At 54.0% G+C, this 21,313-nt stretch carries 22 protein-coding genes and 2 tRNA genes; 5 read left to right on the plus strand and 19 right to left on the minus strand.

Features of this window, described 5'->3' with window-relative positions; all coding sequences use genetic code 11:
* The 3 genes from AB1S50_RS16200 to AB1S50_RS16210 form a co-directional block, all read left to right on the plus strand.
* A partial coding sequence (locus AB1S50_RS16200) for a hypothetical protein (RefSeq protein ID WP_367152037.1) occupies positions 1–195 on the plus strand: 195 nt, incomplete at its 5' end.
* Between the two features lie 11 nt (positions 196–206).
* A complete protein-coding gene (locus AB1S50_RS16205) occupies positions 207–578 on the plus strand; it encodes a hypothetical protein (RefSeq protein WP_367152038.1) in 372 nt (123 codons plus the stop codon).
* Between the two features lie 48 nt (positions 579–626).
* A complete protein-coding gene (locus AB1S50_RS16210) occupies positions 627–1,139 on the plus strand; it encodes a hypothetical protein (protein ID WP_367152039.1) in 513 nt (170 codons plus the stop codon).
* A gap of 297 nt (positions 1,140–1,436) precedes the next feature.
* Here the strand turns inward: AB1S50_RS16210 and AB1S50_RS16215 are convergent.
* Positions 1,437–1,513, minus strand: a tRNA-Val gene (locus tag AB1S50_RS16215).
* Positions 1,514–1,693: 180 nt separating this feature from the next.
* Positions 1,694–3,709 carry an excinuclease ABC subunit UvrB gene (uvrB, locus tag AB1S50_RS16220; RefSeq protein WP_367152041.1) on the minus strand — a complete coding sequence of 672 codons (2,016 nt, stop codon included), beginning with the start codon at positions 3,707–3,709 and terminating at the stop codon, positions 1,694–1,696.
* A 255-nt stretch (positions 3,710–3,964) separates the two neighbouring features.
* On the opposite strand from uvrB, the gene AB1S50_RS16225 reads away from it, so the two are divergent.
* Positions 3,965–4,040: transfer RNA gene (locus tag AB1S50_RS16225), tRNA-Asn, on the plus strand.
* 149 nt (positions 4,041–4,189) lie between these two features.
* On the opposite strand, the gene AB1S50_RS16230 is transcribed toward AB1S50_RS16225, so the two are convergent.
* Both AB1S50_RS16230 and AB1S50_RS16235 read right to left on the minus strand, forming a co-directional pair.
* Positions 4,190–4,549, minus strand: coding sequence for a hypothetical protein (locus AB1S50_RS16230; protein ID WP_367152043.1), 360 nt, complete (start codon positions 4,547–4,549; stop codon positions 4,190–4,192).
* A gap of 289 nt (positions 4,550–4,838) precedes the next feature.
* Positions 4,839–5,384, minus strand: a complete 546-nt coding sequence (locus AB1S50_RS16235; RefSeq protein WP_367152044.1) for an HNH endonuclease family protein — start codon at positions 5,382–5,384, stop codon at positions 4,839–4,841.
* Between the two features lie 538 nt (positions 5,385–5,922).
* Between AB1S50_RS16235 and AB1S50_RS16240 the strand changes: the two genes are divergently transcribed.
* Positions 5,923–7,440 (plus strand): hypothetical protein, encoded by a 1,518-nt coding sequence (locus tag AB1S50_RS16240; RefSeq protein ID WP_367152045.1) that lies wholly within the window; start codon positions 5,923–5,925, stop codon positions 7,438–7,440.
* A gap of 303 nt (positions 7,441–7,743) precedes the next feature.
* Here the strand turns inward: AB1S50_RS16240 and AB1S50_RS16245 are convergent, their stop codons facing one another.
* The 15 genes from AB1S50_RS16245 to AB1S50_RS16315 form a co-directional block, all read right to left on the minus strand.
* Positions 7,744–8,727: a phage late control D family protein gene (locus AB1S50_RS16245; protein ID WP_367152047.1), complete on the minus strand. Its 984-nt coding sequence runs from the start codon at positions 8,725–8,727 to the stop codon at positions 7,744–7,746.
* Positions 8,724–9,104, minus strand: coding sequence for a phage tail protein (locus tag AB1S50_RS16250; RefSeq protein ID WP_367152048.1), 381 nt, complete (start codon positions 9,102–9,104; stop codon positions 8,724–8,726). The genes AB1S50_RS16245 and AB1S50_RS16250 overlap by 4 nt, the downstream gene beginning before the upstream one ends.
* 10 nt (positions 9,105–9,114) lie before the next feature.
* Positions 9,115–11,700, minus strand: a complete 2,586-nt coding sequence (locus AB1S50_RS16255) for a phage tail tape measure protein (protein WP_367152050.1) — start codon at positions 11,698–11,700, stop codon at positions 9,115–9,117.
* Positions 11,701–11,724: 24 nt separating this feature from the next.
* Complete coding sequence (locus tag AB1S50_RS16260; RefSeq protein ID WP_367152051.1) at positions 11,725–11,862, minus strand: hypothetical protein; 138 nt, start codon at positions 11,860–11,862, stop codon at positions 11,725–11,727.
* Positions 11,863–11,880: 18 nt separating this feature from the next.
* Positions 11,881–11,997: a GpE family phage tail protein gene (locus AB1S50_RS16265; RefSeq protein WP_367152053.1), complete on the minus strand. Its 117-nt coding sequence runs from the start codon at positions 11,995–11,997 to the stop codon at positions 11,881–11,883.
* Between the two features lie 8 nt (positions 11,998–12,005).
* On the minus strand, positions 12,006–12,314 hold the full coding sequence (locus AB1S50_RS16270; protein WP_367152055.1) for a phage tail assembly protein: 309 nt from the start codon (positions 12,312–12,314) through the stop codon (positions 12,006–12,008).
* A gap of 39 nt (positions 12,315–12,353) precedes the next feature.
* Positions 12,354–12,863: a phage major tail tube protein gene (locus tag AB1S50_RS16275; protein ID WP_367152057.1), complete on the minus strand. Its 510-nt coding sequence runs from the start codon at positions 12,861–12,863 to the stop codon at positions 12,354–12,356.
* A 21-nt stretch (positions 12,864–12,884) separates the two neighbouring features.
* A complete protein-coding gene (locus AB1S50_RS16280; RefSeq protein WP_367152059.1) occupies positions 12,885–14,048 on the minus strand; it encodes a phage tail sheath protein in 1,164 nt (387 codons plus the stop codon).
* Positions 14,038–14,397, minus strand: a complete 360-nt coding sequence (locus AB1S50_RS16285) for a GPW/gp25 family protein (RefSeq protein WP_367152060.1) — start codon at positions 14,395–14,397, stop codon at positions 14,038–14,040. Before AB1S50_RS16285 ends, AB1S50_RS16280 begins: the two co-directional genes overlap by 11 nt.
* Positions 14,397–15,005, minus strand: a complete 609-nt coding sequence (locus AB1S50_RS16290; RefSeq protein WP_367152062.1) for a phage baseplate assembly protein V — start codon at positions 15,003–15,005, stop codon at positions 14,397–14,399. Before AB1S50_RS16290 ends, AB1S50_RS16285 begins: the two co-directional genes overlap by 1 nt.
* 160 nt (positions 15,006–15,165) lie before the next feature.
* Positions 15,166–15,474, minus strand: coding sequence for a hypothetical protein (locus AB1S50_RS16295; RefSeq protein ID WP_367152064.1), 309 nt, complete (start codon positions 15,472–15,474; stop codon positions 15,166–15,168).
* A 297-nt stretch (positions 15,475–15,771) separates the two neighbouring features.
* Positions 15,772–15,939 carry a hypothetical protein gene (locus tag AB1S50_RS16300; protein ID WP_367152066.1) on the minus strand — a complete coding sequence of 56 codons (168 nt, stop codon included), beginning with the start codon at positions 15,937–15,939 and terminating at the stop codon, positions 15,772–15,774.
* Between the two features lie 202 nt (positions 15,940–16,141).
* The gene (locus tag AB1S50_RS16305; protein WP_367152068.1) at positions 16,142–16,738 is read right to left on the minus strand and encodes a tetratricopeptide repeat protein; all 597 of its coding nucleotides are present in this window, start codon (positions 16,736–16,738) and stop codon (positions 16,142–16,144) included.
* Between the two features lie 11 nt (positions 16,739–16,749).
* On the minus strand, positions 16,750–19,503 hold the full coding sequence (locus tag AB1S50_RS16310) for an RHS repeat-associated core domain-containing protein (protein WP_367152069.1): 2,754 nt from the start codon (positions 19,501–19,503) through the stop codon (positions 16,750–16,752).
* 61 nt (positions 19,504–19,564) lie between these two features.
* Positions 19,565–21,223 (minus strand): hypothetical protein, encoded by a 1,659-nt coding sequence (locus tag AB1S50_RS16315; protein ID WP_367152071.1) that lies wholly within the window; start codon positions 21,221–21,223, stop codon positions 19,565–19,567.
* Positions 21,224–21,313 lie beyond the last annotated feature (90 nt).

The following is a 21,313-nucleotide window of genomic DNA, read 5'->3' on the forward strand; positions in this document are numbered from 1 at the left end:
GAAGCCCAGAACGCCAAAGGTGTCCTGCTCGGTGTTCTGCATAACGGCGACCCCCTCGCCTGGGAAATTGTCACCCAGGTCGACTGCGCAGGCCTGCGCATCGTGTACAAGATCAGTGTGGGCGGTATCAGCTATGCGGCTGGTATTGATCCACAGCACCGGGTGATTACCCACAATGCCTACCACAAGCCTTGAGAGAGAACACCATGAGCGAACTGCTTTACAGCGCCGCCACCGTTAATAACCTGGGCATCGGTCAATCCGCCTACCAGATCGATAACGGCGCCCACGCGGGCCTGATCATCCGGGTCGAACAGACCAAGCAGGAAATCGACTTCGACAACGATGGCGAGATCGACCAGATCAACTACAAAACCAGCGGCGCGGTGATCGACAGTGACAACAACGTACTGGCCACCACCGATGGCACCAGTTATCTGATTCCCGGCAAGGTGGATTCCATTATGGCCAGCGCCGCCGCCGAGGGCACCATTGACCTGCTTGTGGAAAAAGCGCGCTTTAAAGACGAGTGTGTTCACCGGGTGCTGCGCCTGAAAACGGTGCTGGATGCGGCGTAATCCGTCCGTATATACTGGCGCGAAAAACAAAAGGGGGCTGAGAATTCAATGGACAAAGTAGGATGGTTTTTTGACCAGTATGTAAGCGTAAAAGTTATATTGGCCGCGTTAGGAGGCTATTTCCTAAAATGGGCTTCAGATAGGCGCAATCATACATACGCTGCAAAAAGAAATGCGGAACAGGATGAGCGCCGCTACAAAAATGCACTGCGGATGGCTGCGCTGGATAAGCGCCTGGAGGTTTATGCAGAAGCCTTTTCTTTGCTAATGGACTGCCGCAGTCAATCTTTTACCGAAACCAAGCATGAGGAAGCCCGGAAAAAGCTGTGGAATTTCCTTAAATCCAACACCGTTTATTTGGATAAAAAGACTGTGTTAGAGGTTAGGGGGGCGTTAGCTGGCTTCGAATGTGCATTGCAGCGGGAGCAGAACAGCCAAGCCAACTTAAAAGATTTATGGTCTTCAGTTCATGACGCCTTAGACGCGGTTTTAGAGTTCACAAGTCTCCCGCCTCTTAAAGACAAGCCGCCCTCGGTGGCTTCGCAACAAAAATCAACCTGATAGGGCAGGGTGATCCCGGCTGCATCTGTGCCAGCGGTACTAAATCACCAGCCTGATGATTTGGGGCTAGAAAGTTTCACGCGTGAAACTATAGCGGGTGGCGCGGCAGGACGCCGCTTGTCAGAAACACAGGCAGGAACTCTAACCATATTCTAACCAAATTTGGCAATTCTGTTGGTTGATGGTGCGGTGGAGTGAAAGAGGATGAAACCAGCGGTCTAGCTGAAGGAAGCCGCTAAAACTTCAATAAAATCAATGAGTTGAGGGGGATTGAGGAAGGTTGAAAATGGAGGCGCATGGTAGACCCGAGCGGACTTGAACCGCTGACCTCTGCCATGTCAAGGCAGCGCTCTAACCAGCTGAGCTACGGGTCTCCTTCACCGCTCCCGGGAAGTCGCGGGGCTGCAGAGGACGCGAACTTTAGCACCAGAGTCCGGCCTTTTCAACAGGGGCGGAAGACTTTTCGCCCCCGATTTTCCACCGGCCAGTGGGCCAAACCCGAAGCCTGGCGCTCGGTGAACCTGGATTCACCCAATAGTCGAAGTGTCCGATGCCTACTGCCCCGCCTCCTCCTTCAGACGGATCAGCTCATCTCGCAGTTTGGCTGCGGCCTCGAATTCAAGGTTTTTGGCATGGCTGTACATCTGCTCTTCCAACTGCTCAATCCGGTTCCAGCGTTCCTGATCTGAGAGCGGCTGCGGTTCCACGTCATACCGCCCCTTGTCTTCGGCAACCTTGCGTCGACTCCGGCCCGGTGTGCCGGGGGCAACCGCCCCCTCCATAATATCCGCGACACTCTTGCGAATACCCTTGGGAGTGATGCCGTGCTCCTTGTTATAACCTACCTGTTTTTCCCGTCGGCGCTGAGTCTCATCCAGTGCACGCCTCATAGAATCCGTCACATTGTCCGCATAAAGAATGGCCCTGCCATCGAGATTGCGGGCTGCGCGTCCAATGGTCTGGATCAGTGAACGGTCCGAGCGCAAAAAGCCTTCCTTATCCGCATCAAAGATAGCCACGAGGGCCACTTCCGGCATATCCAGCCCCTCCCGCAACAGGTTGATACCCACCAGCACGTCAAACTTACCGATGCGCAGATCCCGGATAATTTCCACACGCTCGACAGTATCAATATCCGAATGCAGATAACGAACCCGGACATCATTGTCGCTCAAGTATTCTGTAAGGTCCTCGGCCATACGTTTGGTCAATACCGTAATCAATACCCGCTGATCCGCATCGGCACGCCGCCGAATTTCCGACAGGCTGTCATCCACTTGAGTGGATGCCGGTCGCACTTCCACTACTGGATCCACCAGCCCTGTGGGCCGCACCACCTGCTCCACCACCGCGCCAGCATGTTCATGCTCGTAAGGGCCCGGTGTGGCAGAAACAAAAATCGTTTGTGGCGACAGCTTCTCCCACTCTTCAAATTTTAGCGGCCGGTTATCCAACGCCGATGGCAGGCGAAAACCATATTCCACCAAAGTCTCTTTGCGCGATCGGTCACCGCGGTACATGCCGCCAATCTGCGGTACCGTGACATGGCTCTCGTCGACAAACAGCAAGGCATCGTGCGGCAGGTAATCAAACAGTGTCGGTGGTGGCTGGCCGGCAGCTCGCCCGGAAAGATAGCGGGAATAGTTTTCCACACCGTTGCAGTAGCCCAGCTCCTGCATCATCTCCAAATCGTAACGGGTTCTCTGCTCCAGCCGCTGCGCTTCCAGGAGTTTGTCATTCTTGCGGAGCTGTTCGAGACGCTGTTGCAATTCCTCCTTAATCTGATCAATAGCTTTAAGGATGGTTTCCCGGGGAGTTACATAGTGCGACTTGGGAAAAATGGTGATACGGGGCACCTTCTTGAGCATTTCCCCCGTTAAGGGATCAAAAAGCGTCAACTCTTCAATCTCCTCATCGAAAAGTGATACTCGCACCGCTTCCAAATCCGAATCCGCTGGGTAGATATCAATCACATCGCCACGCACACGATAAGTGGCACGCCGAAAGTCAGTATCATTGCGAGTATATTGAAGCTCCGCCAGGCGCCGCAGTAAAGTCCGCTGATCAACCAAGTCACCCCGATCCAGGTGAAGCACCATCTTCAGGTACTTGTCCGGGTCACCCAGGCCGTAAATAGCAGATACCGTAGCTACAACAATCACGTCTCTGCGCTCAATCAGTGCCTTGGTGGCCGAGAGCCGCATCTGCTCGATATGTTCGTTGACCGAGGCATCCTTTTCGATAAAAGTATCTGAGGAGGGCACATAGGCCTCCGGCTGATAGTAATCGTAATAGGAGACGAAATACTCCACCGCGTTCTTGGGGAAAAACTCCTTAAACTCCCCATACAGCTGAGCGGCCAGCGTCTTATTGTGGGCCATAACGATCGCTGGCCGCTGAAGCTCCTCTACCACATTGGCCATTGTGAACGTCTTGCCAGATCCGGTCACACCCAGCAGGGTCTGGTGGCTGAGACCGTCCCCAATGCCCTCGACCAGGCTCCTGATAGCGGACGGCTGGTCACCCATAGGCGTGTAATTACAAACTACTTGAAAAGGACGCGAATCCATAATTGTGTCAGCCTGATCACCGAAATACGGTCCCGGATTGTAGGCCTTCTGGCCCCTTGACGACAATTCCCACAAAGACAGGTTGCGAAGGTCCCCAAAGGGATAGCGATATGCTCTTTCAGCCCCTGGATGAGTGGCCTCAAAAATGGCTAAAGTATCGACAAATCAAGGAGTTAAAGTTGAAAAAAAGAGTTGACCTGCCCAGCACCCCTCTATAAGATACGCGCCATCTGAACAGCCAAGCTGCTAAGAAATTCCGCCTTAGCTCAGTTGGTAGAGCAAATGACTGTTAATCATTGGGTCGCTGGTTCGAGCCCAGCAGGCGGAGCCAAAAAAATGCTTGTAATTCAATGAGTTACAAGCCGGAAAGGGCAACATCAAGAGATTGATGTCGCCCTTTTTTCGTTAAAGTGTCAACAAAGTGTCAACGCAAATTCAGCTGGGCCGCTCTTGGGCCAGATTTTTGCTTCATTTGTACCGCTATTGAGGAAACTCCGTACTGGCGCTAAAAAGCCTCTCTCGCAATCCGCTCAGGATGCTGGAAAGGCCGAGTTGCGCGTCTGGATTCAATTCCAGGTAGTTGCCGGGAGAGAGCACCAGTGAGAGGAAGTCGAGCTGGTGGATAGCTTCATCAAGGCTTTCCGTGACCGCCATTTGCTCGGGGCGAGGCCCGAGGCGGTGCCCGTCCTCGTGCAGAAAGCAGACTGTTTTACCGGTATCCGAATTTTTTAGAAACAGGCCGTCACCGCTGTCGTAGTAATGCAACAGCTGCTGCTGAGTGGCCCACAGGACACGGTCGTCGTGCTCGCTAAATACAGGTTGGGATTTGTGCTTGACCATAATGGTCCCCTTTTGATTTTACGACAGATTTAAGGCGTCGAGAGGGTCGTAACCTGCAAAAGGATCAGGTCCGGTTGATTTCCCCGAAGGGTATTGTATTCCCCGGCCTCTCGACATAACTGACAAATTTCGGGCACAAAAAAGCCGCTGTAACGGCAGCGGTTTATACCCGCCTTTTGTAAGAGGTTACGACACCTCAAGGCCGACTTTAGCGGCATGATCAAAGGGGGTCAAGCGGGTGTAGGTAATAAAGATTAATAAGGGGTAACTATAGGGCGCCAATGGCCCGCTAAGCACTCAGGAGTGCCAGGAACCGAGCCGATTCTTCTTGGGTAAGAGATAGCCCATACTTCTCGACTATCGCTATAAACCGTTGAACATAGATGGTCTGTACGGGTTCATAAGGCGGCATCCACTCATCAGGGCCTTTGTTTCCTTTGCTCTGATTACGGCCATCATCAACAAGCCACAGGTTCTCAGGATCTTCAGCAAACTGTCGCTTCAGTTCATTAGTCCAACTTGCTCCGCCATGTCTATGTGCCCAGGACAGCGGTACGATATGTTCGACATCCAGATCAGAAGCCAAGACGAAGAATTTACCCGTGTAGGGGTCCAGCCATAGGCCGGATTTGACGGTACAACCCTTTTCGTTTGTAAATGAGATTGGCGCTAAACTAAACTGAATCAACAGCTCATGACGAGTATTCTGGCAGTCTCTATCAGCATCTGACCAGCGTGGCAGCCACTCATTGCGGTCATAGATGTGAGTTTCAGCCTCAACTGCCAGGCAGCCGAAAATTGTTGTGGACAATACGATAGGTAGAATTAAGCGCATGGTGGGCAGCTCCTTTCTATTTGCTGTTCGGAATCGTATTTGAACAGCAGCACACTTTACTTTACAAGCAACGCTGAAAAAAAATCTTGCCCCCCTCGGAAATCTCGTGGTTACTGTCTTTCAACCAGTTTGACCTGTGAAAAAACCCTTCATTTCTGTTCAAAAGTGTTCATTTTGTGAAATCCCGAATATCGCCACAGTCCACGGCTTGGGGGGCCAATTTCATTGGGCAAAGGAAAGCTTAAAACCGGCAGGCGTGAGGAGGAGTGACCCGCAGCCCTTTCAAGGATACAATTAGGGAAAAATAAGATTTCAATGGTCAGATCTACAGCTATTTTTCTAGGTTTTCTGCCGTGGATACTCGATTAGCACGCCGGGGCAGCCGTAAATAGGCGATGAAAGAAATGAAAATGCGTAGTACCATTGCATAATGCTTGAGAATCATGCTTGCCTATGGCTTGATCTCTATATCACAGCTCAAAAGAAGCTTCGCTTCACCCTATGAAATAAGCTCCAGAGATCATATGGAAAATAAGATATGAAAAAGACCGATTGGGAAAAAATGAAATCATTCAAGCAAGCAGAGATAGACTTATTATCCGAATCCAAGCTTTCTGTAGAAAGTAAATGTATACCAGAGCATGAGGAATTTCTTGAGTGGTTTAGTGGGCGTCATAATAATCCACTTGTCATTGACATAAAAAAATCCCTTCATTGGTTTATCGAATATATGGGACACGACAGTTGGCTTGATCGCAGAAGAAAATTAATTGATTACTTTAGGAGACAGGAGAATAACCAGTACGAGAATTCTGAGAACCACGACCTCGAAAATGAGAAAGCAAGGCTAGCATTTCATGAAGACTGGATTGCCTGGTATTTATACCTTGCTGAATCGCTTGCGGATAGACCGGCTGCTGATGAGCCAGGTCAATCTATTAGAATCTATCCTTTCTTTGCCACAATTGGGAAGTTTAGTAAAGAGTTAAAAAAGGTACGCGGAATAGATGCTAAATTACATGATCTTCTTAAGAAAAGAATAAACCAACCCGACTCTGTCTTATTTGAACTTGTTGTAGCAATCTGTTACCTGAAAAATGGGTGGAAAGTAGAGTTTATTCCAGAAAAAGCAGAAACTAAAACACCAGATTTACATGTTGCACGTGGAGATCAAGATTACTTTGTTGAATGCAAAAGATTATCAAAAACAACACAATACGCTAAAGAAGAGAATGCTGAGTGGCGAAAAAGATGGCGAGAAGTTGTTCCTCTTTTAAATAAGTACCCTCATTCAGTATTTCTGGATGTTAAGTTCAAGGTAGAGGTCGCTAAAACTGATGTAAAAATAGTCGCTGAAGCTTTCGATAATATGGCTTCGTGTGGTGCTGTCAAATCCGGAGATTGCTATGAGAATGAGCATGTAATAATTTGTGCAAAGCATATAAATATGGGTAGGGTACACAGTCATCTTAATAAGTGGTTGGTTAGATATCCATCGGCTCAACTACATTCCCTAGTTGATGACAACTACGAGCCCCAGGGTAGCTATACCTTTGTTGGCACTGTCAAACTCGTTACAATCAGCCCTGATAATGAAAGTGTAGTTAATAGATTTGTTGATGAAATCGGTAAAATATCTTGTGCAAAGTGGGAGTGTGTGGCTGCAGAATCAATCGACAAAAAAGCTAAAGTTGTTAAGAATTTATTGGTTAAAGCCGTTAATCAAGCACCGAAAAATAGATCAACTATAGTACATATTGGCTATGAAACTTTACATGGCCCTCACATTGAATATTTACGTGATGCAAAAATACATGCATTGATTTCAAGTTTTTGTTTTAATGACAAAGACATACCTTCAATATTTTGCCACTCATTTCAACCTCGCCTTCTTGAGGGCGAGGACTGGGATTTTGCAGAAACCACTAAAGCCTATGGTTTTTCTGAAGACCCCCATAATTTACTGCATGATAATCTACTGATGGATAGGGAAGAATCAATAAGAGTAAATGGAACTCATTGGTCTCAAGATATAGAAGAATATCTTAACCGGTAAATTCATTACAACGCGCAATTGTCAGGTGAGTTCCCGTAGTTCCCAAGCTATCTAAAAATACGAACTTTATTTCAATCCACAACCGAAAAAAGGTTATATTTTAAACTATCAGGGCTCCCCTTGTACCCATTAATCACCGGTTCTTACGTTAGCTTCTGCCCATTTCCAGGGTAGGAGTGTCTAGGCAAGCTTGCCGGTAATTGCTCCGTTTTCTGGTTTAACTGAGTGAAAAAAGCCCTATAAATTAGCAGACGTAAGGAATTTAAGGGCTTTGATCACGATTGTAAAAAGTAGACACACAGTTTAATTCCGTGTTTCAAGTTCAATCCCGGTAGTGTATCCACGTCCATCCACTCTATGGTTACAGCTGGCAATCAGCCAGTCGGTTCCGTCGATTTCCGCTTTAAACCCTTCGAGCCGCACCGGCTGCTCGGGGTAGAGGTCGGCGCGGCCCAGGGCCAGTTGATAACTCATGGTGGCCAGGCTGCGCTGGATGCGTTGCCACTCGGCTCGGGCCGCCTGTTTGGCTTCCTCTTCGTTGGCAAAGCTTTCCTTGAGTTGTTTGGCATCGTCGCCGGCCCCCACCAACACAGTTTTGCGCTCGGCGTTTTCGCTGTCGTACCAGTCGGCGCGCACACCGGTGTAGCTGTCGCGGTCGGCGATATGGTATCGATGCCGGTCGCCATCGCCGCGACGAATCGTGGCAGTGGGCAGGGGCGTGCCGCTGGCATTGGTGCCCTGCTCCACGGGAAAAAACAGCAGCCGGCCGGCCTTGATGGTGGCGACGGCGTCGTGGCGCTTGCCGAGGCGGGTTAACAGGTTGGCGTCGCTTTCGGTCTGGTCCAGGTGGGGGATGGCTATTCGGGCCAGGTCAGCGGCAATACGCGGTGTGAGTTGGTGTTCGCCGGCGAGGATTTTCAGGATCTGGCCCAGGGTGGTCTGATCCCAGCTGCGCTCGCGGCGGTTGCGCAGGGCTGCGGTGAGGTCGGCGCTGCGGGCGCGCAAGGTGAGACGATCGGGAGCGCCGCTGTGTTCGATTTCGTCGACACGAAAACGGCCTTTGTTCCGCAGGCCACTGTCCTGCCAGCCCAGGGCGACGGTGAGCTGGGCACCGCGTTCGGGCAGCGCCAGACGGCCGTCGTGATCCTGCAGCCGCAGGGTGAGCTCGTCGGCTTCGCCACCGCGGTGTTCGCTGAGGCTGAGTTCAATAAGGCGCGGGGCCAGGGTGTCGGTGAGATCGCGCCCGTCCAGAGTGACACGCCAGGCGGGTATTCTGTGGCCGCTCACAGTCCGTCCACTTGTTTGAGCTGCAACTTAAATTCAATACGCCGGGCGCTGCCATCGGCAAAAAACAGGCTGCGGCTTTCCTGCAGGGATTCAATCACCCAGGCACCGTGGACATTGCCATTGCCGTCCACCAGGGTCCAGGCTTGGCCCCGGTCGGCCATGTCCCGCAAAGTACCGAGGGATGCGGGGTCGCCGGTGAGGTCGGGAGCGATTAATCCGCTCAGGGTAATGGCGTCATTGCCGGGGCCGAGAAACTGGGTGGCGGCGCGGGCGCCGATGCGTTCGCTGCCGGCATGGCGCCAGGCGGTTTGCCGCTGCAGATCCCGGTAGGCGGCGGAGGACAGGGAAAAGGCGAACAGGCCCAGGCTCATCATCATTTTTTTTGCCTCAGTCGTAGTCGCGCAGGCTGGCGCGACGGCGGGCTTCTCGCTCCCGCTGCAGGTTTTGGATTTCCTCGCGCACCAGGCTTGCGATGGCCGCGGCATCCATACCGGGAGCGGGATAAATATTGATGGTGACCGGCCCGATGGATGCCTCCGCCGCGGCGGTCTGGCGCTGGGCGGAGAGCGGCGGGCGCTGATCGATGGCGACGGCGGGCATGGTGGCGGCGGCAATAGTGAGACCCGCACCGAGGCCAGCACCCAGACCGCGCAGGCGGCGGTTAAAGTGATCCAGTTGACGCAGGGGCTGGTTCTGCCGCGCATCGAGGCCGCGGCTAAAACCGTCCATGGTGTCGCGACCAAAGCCGGCAAAAACCCGGCTGGGGGAACGAATCCCCAGCTTGTCCTTAAAAAACCCGATGGCGCTGCCGGCGGCGCCGGTGATGACATTTTTGAGGGCGCCGATTTTGGCTTTGATGCCGGCCACCAGGCCGTCGATCAGCGCCCCGCCCCAGGCCATGAGTTTGTCCGGCCAGCCGCCGAGAATATCGTTGATGATGGTCCACAATTGCGTGAATCCCGCGCGGATGCGGTCGCCGTCCCCGGTAAAAATCCCGGCGATCACCTCCCATACAGCGCCAAAATAATGGGTGATCCCCTGCCAAAAGACCCGCACGCCCTGAACCAGTTCGCCCCACAGGCCGGCAAAAAATGCCCTGATGGGTTGCCAGTATTCCATCAGCAAAAAAGCGGCGCCGGCGATGGCCAGCAGCACCCAGCCGATGGGATTGGTGAGCAGAAAAGCAAACAGGGTTTTAAAACCGGCCAGCACCGCGGGAATGACGCTGGCCTTGAGCCATAAAAGCAGGGTTCCCAGTCCACTGAACACCGGCGCGGCGGCAGCCATGGCAAACCGCAGGCCGGCGGTGGCCATCATCAGGGCACCAAAGCTGAACACCAGGGCGCCACCCAGGGTGAGCAGTACCGCGAAAATGGCGGCGATGGTACCCAGTACTTTTGTCAGTTGCGGATAGGCTTTAAGGGCTTCGCCGGTGCGGCGGACCAGGCCGGTAAACACGCGACTGACTGTGCGCAGGCTGGGCTCCAGGGATTTGAACAAAGTGATGCCCAGATCCTGGGTGGCGGACTGCAGGGATTTGAGGTCGCCCCCCAGGTTGTCCATTTTGACTTTGGCCACCCGTTCGGCGGTACCGGCGACGTCGTGCAGTTGCGCCGCGTATTGACTGAGCGCCCCCTGGCCTTCGCGGGTCACCAGGTCGGCCATGCCGGCGCCGGCGCGCTGGCCAAAAATCTGTTTGAACAAAGCGGCGCGATCGGCGCTGCCGATATTTTTGGTGGCCTCGCCCACGTCGGCGATGATTTTGACAATATTGCGCAGGTCGCCGTTGGCGTCCGCGGCGCTGACACCGATGGAGGCCAGGGCTTTACCGGACATGCCGGCGGTGTCGCCCACCCGGTTGAGCACTTCGCGCAGATTGGTGCCGGCCATGCTGGACTGGATGCCGATATTGCCCAGCAGGCCGGCCATGGCGGCGGCGGTTTCCAGGTCGACGCCCATGGCCCTGGCCTGGGGGCCGACGTATTTCATGGTTTCGCCGAGCATTTCCAGGTTGGTGTTGGAGGTGACGGAGGTGGCGGTGAGCACGTCGGCGACGCGCTGGGTGTTTTTGGCCTCGATGCCGAAAGCGCCGCTGATATTGGAGACGATATCGGCCACCTGGGGCAGCGCCATATCCCCGGCCAGGGCGGTGTTGAGCATGGCGGGCATGGCGTCGCGAATGGCCTGCGGGGAAAAACCGGCCTGGGCCAGAAACACCTGGCCCTGGGCCGCCTCGGTGGCGGTGAAGGCGGTGGTGGCACCGAGCCGGCGCGCCTGGGTTTCCAGCATTTTGAGGCGCGGGTCGTTTTTGTCCAGGCGGGTTTTGGCCTGCACGTCGGAGATGGCGGTGGAAAAATCCAGCCCCGGCACCAGGGCGGCGCCCATGCCGCGCAGGGCGCGCTGTCCCAGGAAGGCGGCGCCGGCGCCGTGCAACAGGGCGCTGCGCCCGCCCTCGTGCAACCGCCGCGCACTGGCCTGGGCGCGGGCCAGTTGTTCCAGCCGCGCTTTTTGCAATTGCATGGCGCGGTTGGCCTTTTGGGTCTCGGTGCGCAGGCGCCGCTGTTCCTGGACCAGGTTGCGGGTACTGACCCCGGCGCTGCCGAGCCGGCCGCGCAGTTGCTGCAGTTTGCGGATCTGCTGCTGGTGGCTGTGTTTAAGTGTGCCCGCCGCTTTCTGGGCGCGCTGGAAATCCCGGCGCAGTTGCCGGCTGGGATTGCTGGTGTCGCGGATTTCCCGGGCCAGTTCATTGACCCGCTGCCGGGCGGACTGCAGGGCATTTTGGGAGCCGCGCAACTCTTTGTTCAGGCTGCGAAAACCATCCAGCGTTTTTTGGGTCTGGTTGAGTTCCTTTAAACGCTCGCGGGTTTCGCGCAGGGCTTTGGCGGTGCCGGTGCTGCCCCGCATCACCCGACGCAGGGGTTTGGTGGCTTTGTTGACGGTGCTGAGCAGCAGCTGCAGGCGGAGGTCGGCCATCTCAGGCCGCCCCCGGACGCGGGATCAGTGTTTGTCGTGGGGATTGCCGAACCAGCGGCCGCCGCGGCGCACAAAGCCGGCCCAGAACAGCAGCAGGCCGAGGCACGCCAGTAGGGCGATGCCCAGCAGCAGATACAGAAACAGCATAATGATCAGGTCCATGACCGCAGTATAGTGGGCTCACTTTTCACTGCCACTCCGCTTTCTGGCACGCTCGCGCCATTGCATCAGTTCCTGCAGATCCATCTGCGCCATGGCCGCCGGTGACCAGTGGAATATCGCGGCAATATCCGCCATGGCGTCGTCTACCCAGTTGGGTACCGGTCCATCCTGCGCGCGAAAAAACCCGCGATTTCACCGCCCAGGGCCAGGAGGTCGCCGGGTTCCAGCTCGGCGACGTCCTGTTCGGTAAGGGTGGGTGCGCTGATGCGCGGCAGCAGTTTCTGCATGGAGATCACATCCAGGTTGGCGATATCGATCAGCGCCAGGCCGCGCAGTTCTCCCGCCTTGGGTTTGCGCAGGGTGATCTCTTTAATCACCTGGTCGCCGCGCTTAATAGGGTGTTCCAGCGTTACCGGTTCGCTGGTTTGCGCTGTTTGTTTGCTGCCGGCCATAGGGCCTCTCCTCTGTCATTGATTTGGCGATGCGGTTTTTTACAGGCCGATGGCGCGGCGCTGCTGGGCCAGGCGGTCCGTGCCGTTGACGTTTTCCACCAGGTTCAACAGGTCGATTTCAATCACGGTGCTGCCGTTGATGCTGAGCTTGTAGTAACTGCAGGCGGTGGTGACACTGAACTCGGTGTCCTCGCCGGCCTGGGCGTCGCCAAACTCGATTTCCGAGTGGCGGCCGCGGATCACCACTTCCACCGCGTCCACGGCGCCGGTGTCGTCGCGCTGGTAGGCGCCGGCAAAACGCAGTTGCACGCCGTCGTGGCTGGTGATGCCGTACTGTTCCAGCACTTCGCGCATCAGGCCGCCGTAGGTGGCGGACAGTTCCAGCGCTTCCTGGCCGTGGTCGATTTTGACCGGGCCGCTCATGCCGCCGCCGCGGTAGTCCTCCATGCTGCGGGTGAGCGTGGGCAGGGTGACGCTGTTGACCTGCCCGAGATAGGAATTGCCATCGTTAAACAGGTTGAGATTTTTGAGTTTGCGGGGCAGTGCCATGATGAGCGCTCCTGTTTTTTCCTAACCGCTGACGCGGTCGGCGAAGTCGGCCAGGTATTGATCGGTGATGCGCTGTTGCAGCAGCAGGTTTTCCAGCGGCGGCACCGGGGTGTAGTCGTAGTCGATCACCAGCTGCCCGTCGGCCAGGCTCTGGCTGGTGTTGGCGTTTTCGTCGTACCAGCAGCGGGCATCGATCAGGGCGCCGAGGGCCTTGAGTTGTCGGAACTTGGCGTTGATGCCTTCGATAATGTCTTTCACCAGGCTGGGGTGCATGGGTTTGTCGACAGCCCAGGCGACGCTTTCGGCGATGGTGTCCGCCAGCACCTGGGCGGTGCGGGTGGCGGACTCGAAGGCGAACAGCGGATCGTCCGCACAGGTGCGGGAACCCCAAAACCGAAATCCGTTGTGATTGACCAGAGTGGTGACGTCGGCGGCGTTGAGAAAACCGGCGTCGGTGTTGGGATCCTGCAGATCCCAGTGCACGTCGGCACTGATTCCGGTGACACCGCTGACGACGACATTGGACAGGGTTTTGTGCCAGCCCTGTTCTTGGTCGATGCGCGCGCGCAGGCCGAGGGCGCGGGCGGTGGCAAAATCCGGGCTGTTGACGCTGCCGTCCCAGGCGAGGAAGTCGGGCCAGATAATCATCAGCTCGCGGTCGGAAAAGTTGCCGCGATAATCGCTGACCTCTTCCTTGGTGACACTGGGACCGGCGCTCACATAGGCCATGGCGCGCAGCTTTTTGGCCAGCACACCCAGGGCGGCGGCCACCTCCTGGGTGTCGAGTCCGGGACAGCCCAGAATACGCGGCGTGACTCCCAGCTGTCCCTGGGCGGCCAGCAGCGCCTGCAGTCCGGTGTACTGGCCGTCGACGCTGCCGCCGATCACATTGGTGCTGGTCTCGGCCGCGTCCAACCCTTCGGCCACGCGCACCGCCACCACCAGGGGACTGGCCTGGTCGGCGATGGCATTGAGGGTTTTGGCCAGGGTGCCGCTGGTGCCGGCTTTTTCGAGGGCGCCCTGCACGTCGGTGATCAATATCGGTTTGTTCAGGGGAAACATTGTCTCGTCCGCGTCGACGGCGGTGGCCACCAGGCCGATCACCGCGGTGGAAATGGTGCGGATAGGACGCGCGGTTTCGTTGACTTCGACAACGCGGACGCCGTGGTGATATTCAGTTGCCATAAGGCCCTCCAGTTTCCGTGCCCAAGGGCACGGTGATTTGTGTGGGGACGCGGTCGACACTGCCCTCCAGCCGCAATAAAAAAGCGCCGTCCCTGTCCAGGGTAAAAAGTTGCACCCGGGTCAGGCGCAGGCGCGGCTCCCAGCGCATCAGCGCCATAGCGGTGGCGCCATAAAGGCGCGCGCGGGTGGCGGTGTTGAAAGGCTGGTCCAGCAGTTCCGGAATCAGCGAGCCGTAGTCCCTGCGCATCACCCGGCTGCCCAGCGGCGTCTGCAGTATGTCGGCGATGGACTGGCGCAGATGCGCTTCCCCCTGCTGGGCGCGGCCGTCACTGGCGCTGGTGCCCTTCATTACTGCGGCTCTCCACTCAGACCGCCGCCGGGGGTGACACCAGTGGTCCTGTGATGCGCGAGGCTGACGCCCTCGCCCTTGACGTCGCCGGTGGCCTCGATACCGCCATCCACTTCGACTTCACCCTTAATGCCGGTAGCGCCCTCGATCTGAGTGGCGCCGACAATTCTGGTATCGCCATTCACTGTCAGGGGACCGTTCAGGGTCATGCCGCCGCCGGCGGTGATTGCGGCGCTGCCGTCTTCGGGCAGTGTGGCGGTCAACTGGTGTGCCTCGTGGTCGTAACGGATTTCCGCACCGTCCGGATAGCGCACCAGGTGGCTGGTGCCGACGTTGTCCGGCGCCGGATTGGCCTGGGAATACAGGCCCCGCAGCACCAACCCCTGCTGCAGATCACCGCCGGGGGAGAGGAGCAATACCTGCTCGCCGATTGCGGGGGGATCCCACTGGGTGGTGGCGCCGGCGCGCAGGCTGATCCAGCGCAGCGGCGCGGTGGCGAGCTCACCGGATTGAACCCGACAGCGCGCCTCCCGGTGCTGCACCTCAACAATGGTGCCGAGGCGGATCAGGTTGGCGAGCAGGCGGTACAGTTGGGTGTGGGATTCCATGGGGGGATGGTGCGGCAGCGGCGCGGCCACCGCAGTGAGGCGGGTTTGTAGCGGGGGTGATTACAAGTCGGGGGCTCTCAAAAACTTGTGCCTGGTTCCATCTATAGATGGAGCCAATTGCGCCGTGTCACCTACAATTAGAAACGTGTATTGGAGATTACTACGTTCGATTTAGAGCATTTTCAACCTCACTAATGCATTTTTTTACATTGGGGTGTCCCTGCACCCATACATCGCCCAAATATTGTTGTATGGTTAAATTGCCAAGAACTCCTCTAACGCCTTCCGCGGTCTTCGCCTGAAGGAGCGTATGCGCTAGATCCATTACATCCTCAGATAAATCAGCAGCTGTTGTTTCTCCTAATTGCTCTCCCCATTCTTTTTGAATGGCAGAAATTAATTTTCCCAGGCACTTTTGAAGATCGGTTTTTCTTGGGGAGGGATATTTGTCTAGTTTACAATTATTCAATGGCGTTCTCACATCGAAAACAATGCCGCTCCGGCCATCTCAGATCAAATACAGAGTATCCGCGAACAACTTGCCGAGATTTACATAGTTTATTTGGGCAGCGAATGCTGAAAGCAAAAGAATAGATATAAAAACCTAAAATAATCGGCAGCCAAAAGTGCCATTGAGAAACAAATGACTCTGTGCCATTAGCCTCATTTTTCAAGGCCAGATGCAAAATGATCAATATAGATTCAGCCATGATCAATAACTGCAATTTTCGTTTTATGGACATATGAGCCTACTACAAATATTTATTTAGTTTCCACAACCACACTTTTCACCGATGATAGGCTTACCTCCACTTCCATGAGCAAGCACAGCTGCAGCACGGTCAAGATCTCTTGCAGTTAATGAAAAGGTAACGCTTTTTTCCATCGCATATCTTATATTTGGGCGGATTTCACCTGAAATAGAATCAGACATATTTGCATTGCTTTCAAAATTTACCCCTAGCTAACCTCCTGCGGAACCTACACCCGCTCCGACTGACGTGCCAACCCCATCAAATTTACATCTGCCTCAAAAAGATTGTCCAATCTCCAATCGCAGCTTTACCTCTAGCAAAACCGCTCTGCTCCGACTAAGCTGAAATTGAAAATCTTGGTCAGTGTTATGGCCCAGCTTTCTAATAGCCTAAAACATCTTGATCGTTTATCTGATCTTTAAAAGACTGCGCTTTTCCCGTATCAACAGGAAATCCATATTTTCCAGTTTCATAAAAATCACACAAACTTTCTAGCGCTCCCTCAAACTTAGAAAGTGCTGATTTTTTCACAAAATCTATACCAAGTTGTTCATCCTGCTCGATACCATTGCTTCCATGCAAAAGATCTAAACCATGAATCCATTGTGCGTGAGGATGCCCCTTCTCAGCTGCCTGCCTAAATAACTGTGCAGCCTTCTCTGTATCTCTTTGCACTAATTGTCCATTATCATAATGGACCCCCAATTCATGAATCGCAGGTGCATAGCCAGAATCTGCCGATTTCTTTAGCTGCTTAATGCTTCGTTCTTCAAAGTCTTCAATAGATTCTCTTGAAGCAGCACTAAGGCTAGACGCATAAAATAATGCTGCTGGATTCTCCGTAACAACTAAAGAATCGAGTAAATCTAGCGCGTTTTCAAAATTACCTTCATCAGCCTCTGCAAGTGCATGCTTGATAATTGAAAAAACGTCAGAGTCGAGAGCGTCAAGAAAAATATCTGAACTTCTTCTATACATATTTAGTCCCTTTAAAACATCCTATTACCTTTGTTGTCGGTACATTTGCACTGAGTATGCTTAGCTTGCTTACCCAATTTCCTTCGAGCTATTCTTTCTGCTTCTGCGCGAGCTTGGCTATAAGTTGGTGCAGTTGCAGTTCCAAAAGCAAATTCATCTTCAGGGCAATTACCCTCTTGCTGGCCGCTTGACGCGGCCCTACATGTACAGGTGACTCCGCGCTTTGGCCTATCTGGTTGATCTATGTTCCTGTTTTGAGAATTGTCCTTAATGGCATCTCCAATAGCATCAGCTAGCACCAACCCTAAACCAAACCCAATCACACCACCCACTACAGCACCTGGCGGACCTCCGACAGCGCCACCAATCCCGGCACCTTGTGCTGCCGTAGCTGGTGTCAAACCATATGGGTCGGTATTAATAATGGGACTTTGATAAGTGTAATTATAGGTGTTAAGACCACCTGCTAGACCAACAGGATCACTTTGAAAGTACCGCCCAGTGCTGGGCTCATAGTCCCTAAAGTAGTTGTAATAGCGTGACGCTTCCTCTCCCTTGATCTGCCCCGGAAAACGCAGGTTGACTGTAATTACGTTGGTATCGTTGTCCGGATCGGCATCCGGTGTCAACCGCCCAAAGGCATCGCTGTCCCAGCGCCAGACAATGGCTTCGCTGCTGTTGGTACCGATACGCGGGGTGTTGAGGTGGTCTGTGTGCAGGTAGGTCAGGGTTGTGCCCTGTACCTGGCCATTGTTGTATGTGACCTGGACTTGCGCGACCGGCATGGTGTCCAGGTAGATATAGTCAATCCGGCTCTGGATGTCGGTGCCGTTGCTGGCGTACTTGGTTTCACCCAGGTATTGGCCGCCCAGGTTGTAGTGCAGCAATGCGTCCTCGGCCTTGTCGGTGCGTACCCGTTGGCCGATGGCGTTGTAGTAATAAGTGCCTCGAAGTGTGCCGCCTTCGGTGTAGGTTTTGAGCCGGTTGGCGTGGTTGTAGCTGTACTGCTGTTGTCCTCCGTCGACGCTGGTGGTGTTGCCAGCGGCATCGCTCACCCAGGGCTGGCTGTCTTTTTGCGTTAAACGATTGGAAGTGGTCTCGTGGCTGTAGGTTGTGCTGCTCAGGGTACCGCCGGTATCGGTGGCGTCCTTTTGGGTGCGGTTGCCCACTGTATCGTACTGATAGTCGTTCTGGCCGGCGATATAGCCTTCGCCGGTGAGGCGGTTCAGATTGTCGTAGACAAAGGCCCTGTCTTTGTTGGTATCCAGGCTGTCGGCGATGCCGGTGATGTTGTTGGCCAGGTCATAGGTGTAGAAGTCGGAGCGGACATTGCCGATGCCGCTGGCGGTGACGGTCTCCAGCCGGCCGTCCAGGTCGTAGCTATAGCTCTGGGTGATGCCGTTGCCATAGTCCATGGAAGAGATACCGCCATAGGGCTGGTACTGGATATTGCTGACCAGGGTCTGGACCGTGGCCTGGGCATTCTCCTGACTAGTTATGGCGCTGATACGGCCTAATGTGTCGCGGCTGTAGCTGACGATACGGCCGGAGGGATAAGTGATGCTGGCGACACGGCCCAGGGCGTCATAGCTGTACTGGGTGCTGAAACTCCAGCTGGCGATGGTGTCGTCCTGCTGGGTGATACGGCCCAGGTCGTTATAGATCAGGGCGGTAGCGCCGGCGTCGTTGCTGAAGCCGGTCAGGCGGCCCAGGCCCTTGTTGTTGTTATCGGTATTGTCGTAGCTATAGGTCGCGTTCTCGGTGGTGCTGCCGGGATAGGTGATGGCGGTGAGGCGGTTGAGGGCATCATAGCTGTAATTGGAAACGATACCCCGCGCATCGGTGCGGGTGATGAGGTTGCCGGCCGGGTCGTGGTCGTAGTTGGTAATACCGGTATCGGGGCTGGTGAGTTTGGTGAGATTGCCGAGGAAGTCGTACTCATAGCTGGTGGTATTGCCGCGCTGATCGGTGACCGAAGTGATGCGGTCGGCAGTGTCATAGGTATATTGGATCTGGTTGGTATTGGCATCGGTGACGCTCTTGACCCGACCCAGGGCATCCCGGGTCTCTCCGGTGGTGTTCTGGTTGCCGTCGGTGGTGGAAGTGCGGTCGCCGTTCTTGTCGTAGGCGATGGAGGTGTTCTGGCCGTTGTTGCCATCCACATCAATCAGGCGGCTCAGCTCATCGTAGCTGCGGCTGACGGAGCGCACCAGGGTGGTGCCGTCGGCGGCATAAATCTTTTCATTCAACACATTGCCGGCGGCGTCCAACGTATATTCCATCCGCTCGCCGAGAGCATTCTCCACCGCGGTGAGACGGCGGGCGTCGTCGTACTCGAAACTGATGTCGGAGCCGTCCGGGTAGGCGATATTGGTGACCTGGCCCACGGCATCGTAGGTGTAGCTGGTGGTCTGATCACCGGAAGCTGCCTTGACGGTGGCGGTTTTCAGCCAACCGCGCGGGGTATAGGTGAAATGGGTCTGCAGGCCGTTAACATCCTGTACTTTCAGGCGACGGCCGGCGGCATCGTATTGGAGCACCGACTCCACCTGCCCCAGGGCATTGGTGGTGCTGGTGAGACGGTTGTTGGCGTCATAGCCGTAGGTGGTGATGTCCGAGACATCGGTGCGCGGGCCGTTGGCGGTTTCCATCTTGCCCGCTGCGGTGTAGGTATAGGACCAGTTCTGTTGTGTGACAGCCGCATTGGTGCCATGGGTCACCAGCAGGCTCAGTGCCCCCGCGAGCACGGATTGGGTATAACGCATATCGATTCCTTCAGATTCTTTTTGTAATTAGCGGTCAATAAAAATTTGTTCTCTGGCTTTTTTAGGGGGTTGCCACCGGCGTGACCTGCTTGCTCAGTTGCCGGCCGGCGCTGTCGTAGCTGTAATCGGTTACCGACTCCGCTGTGGTGATCTTGGTGGGCAGGTTCAAAGTGGGGTGCCACTCTGTGGTAATCACTTTAGCCTCGGGCGTGCCAGCCGCCTCGGTACGGGTCAGCTCCCGCCCCAGGTTATCGCGGGTATAGGTGGTGGTATTCCCCTCCCAGTCGGTTTCGCTGGCGATAAAGCCATTGGCGTCGTAGGTATAGCCTTTGTTGGCGGCGGCACAGTTAGTGGATTGATGACCTTCCACCTGAGTAAATTTTCTTACACCATTAATAGTTGTAAAGTGATAAGTTGTCTGCTTGTTTAGTGCATTTGTAGTCGTCACTCTTGGATCAGTTGTATCGTCAATATGGGTATAATCCAGGGTGACGTTTTCCGCATTGCCGTGATGCTCTGAACTTATAGCCCGCATTTGCTCGTCATAGGACCATGTGGCAAAGCGAACTCCAGCTTCATCTAATATCCCAGTTAACAACCCATAATGACCTTCACGGGCATCCTCATACAAAAACATTTTCTTAGCATTATCTGTATCAATGGCTGGTGTTTCATCAGGATAGATAATCCTTTCAAGTAAATTATCAGTAAAATATTCAAAAGAAAAACTCCTTCCATCAGGATCAATGACTTCAATAAGTTTATTCTCTCGATCATAGATCAGCTCTACAATTTGACCTGTATCGCTGCTGATAATTGTTCTTTGCGATTGATAATCCAGATCAATCTCTGTGGTTTTGACGGACCCTCGCCTCTGCAATTTAACAAGCTGCCCGTCAGTATTGTAAACTTGTTTTTCTTTTGGAGTTTGAAGCTCCCAGCCAGTTAAATTGTTATTCACATCCACAAGAGGCTGAAGGGCAGCGTTTTTAGAGTGAGCCTCAACCCATTCATTATTCAAATAATGGAAAACCAGTTCCGACCCTCTTGGAGTTTTAACATGAATGGCAAGTTCCTCAGCGGTGCTAATGTCAGGAGTAAGATACCAGTCCAGTGATCTTGGGACACCTGTCCTCCATATGGCCGGCACTGACCATTCGTTGTTTTTCCAAACTGCGGAAGTTGTTAATTCATAATCAAAAGACGTTTGCCATAGCTGGCTACCACTGGAATAAATAACAGCTGTATCAAGCAGTGGTTGTTCTGGTACAGAGGATAGCTTTTCCTCCTGTCGTTTAACGCCGCTACTAATAACAACGGGATTCCCAATGGTACATTTTGTAGGATGCTGATCTGGCGGTGGAGCATCGCCAAACCAATTCGCCCAACCCAGAATAATACCAGCTTTTCCTTCTATGTAATGAAGTACTCCTGGCGCTACTTCTCTAAAGTCCCAATGCCACGCATAACAGGTAGCACTTGCTACAGGGACCAAACCGGTATGTGAAAACCTTACATCGATAATTTCATATGCTTCTAGTAGGCGGGGATCAGGAATATAATTGCTTTTATACTCATAAAATAATTCCCGACATTGTGATTCCAGGGAGTCAAAAGGTGATCCAATTACCGTGGAACTATGAATAGAGGCGAAAAGTAATAGACAACTTGAGCAGCAAAACCTTCGCAAGGTCTTACTACACTTGAAAGATGATGGCATTTGTTTTACCTGCTTAATTCTACCTGATTGTATTTATTGTTATAAATTGCAATTAATTTATGTTCTAGCTTTTAGATAAATTCTCCACAA

It is taken from the genome of Microbulbifer discodermiae, from assembly GCF_040742695.1.
Lineage (GTDB): Bacteria > Pseudomonadota > Gammaproteobacteria > Pseudomonadales > Cellvibrionaceae > Microbulbifer.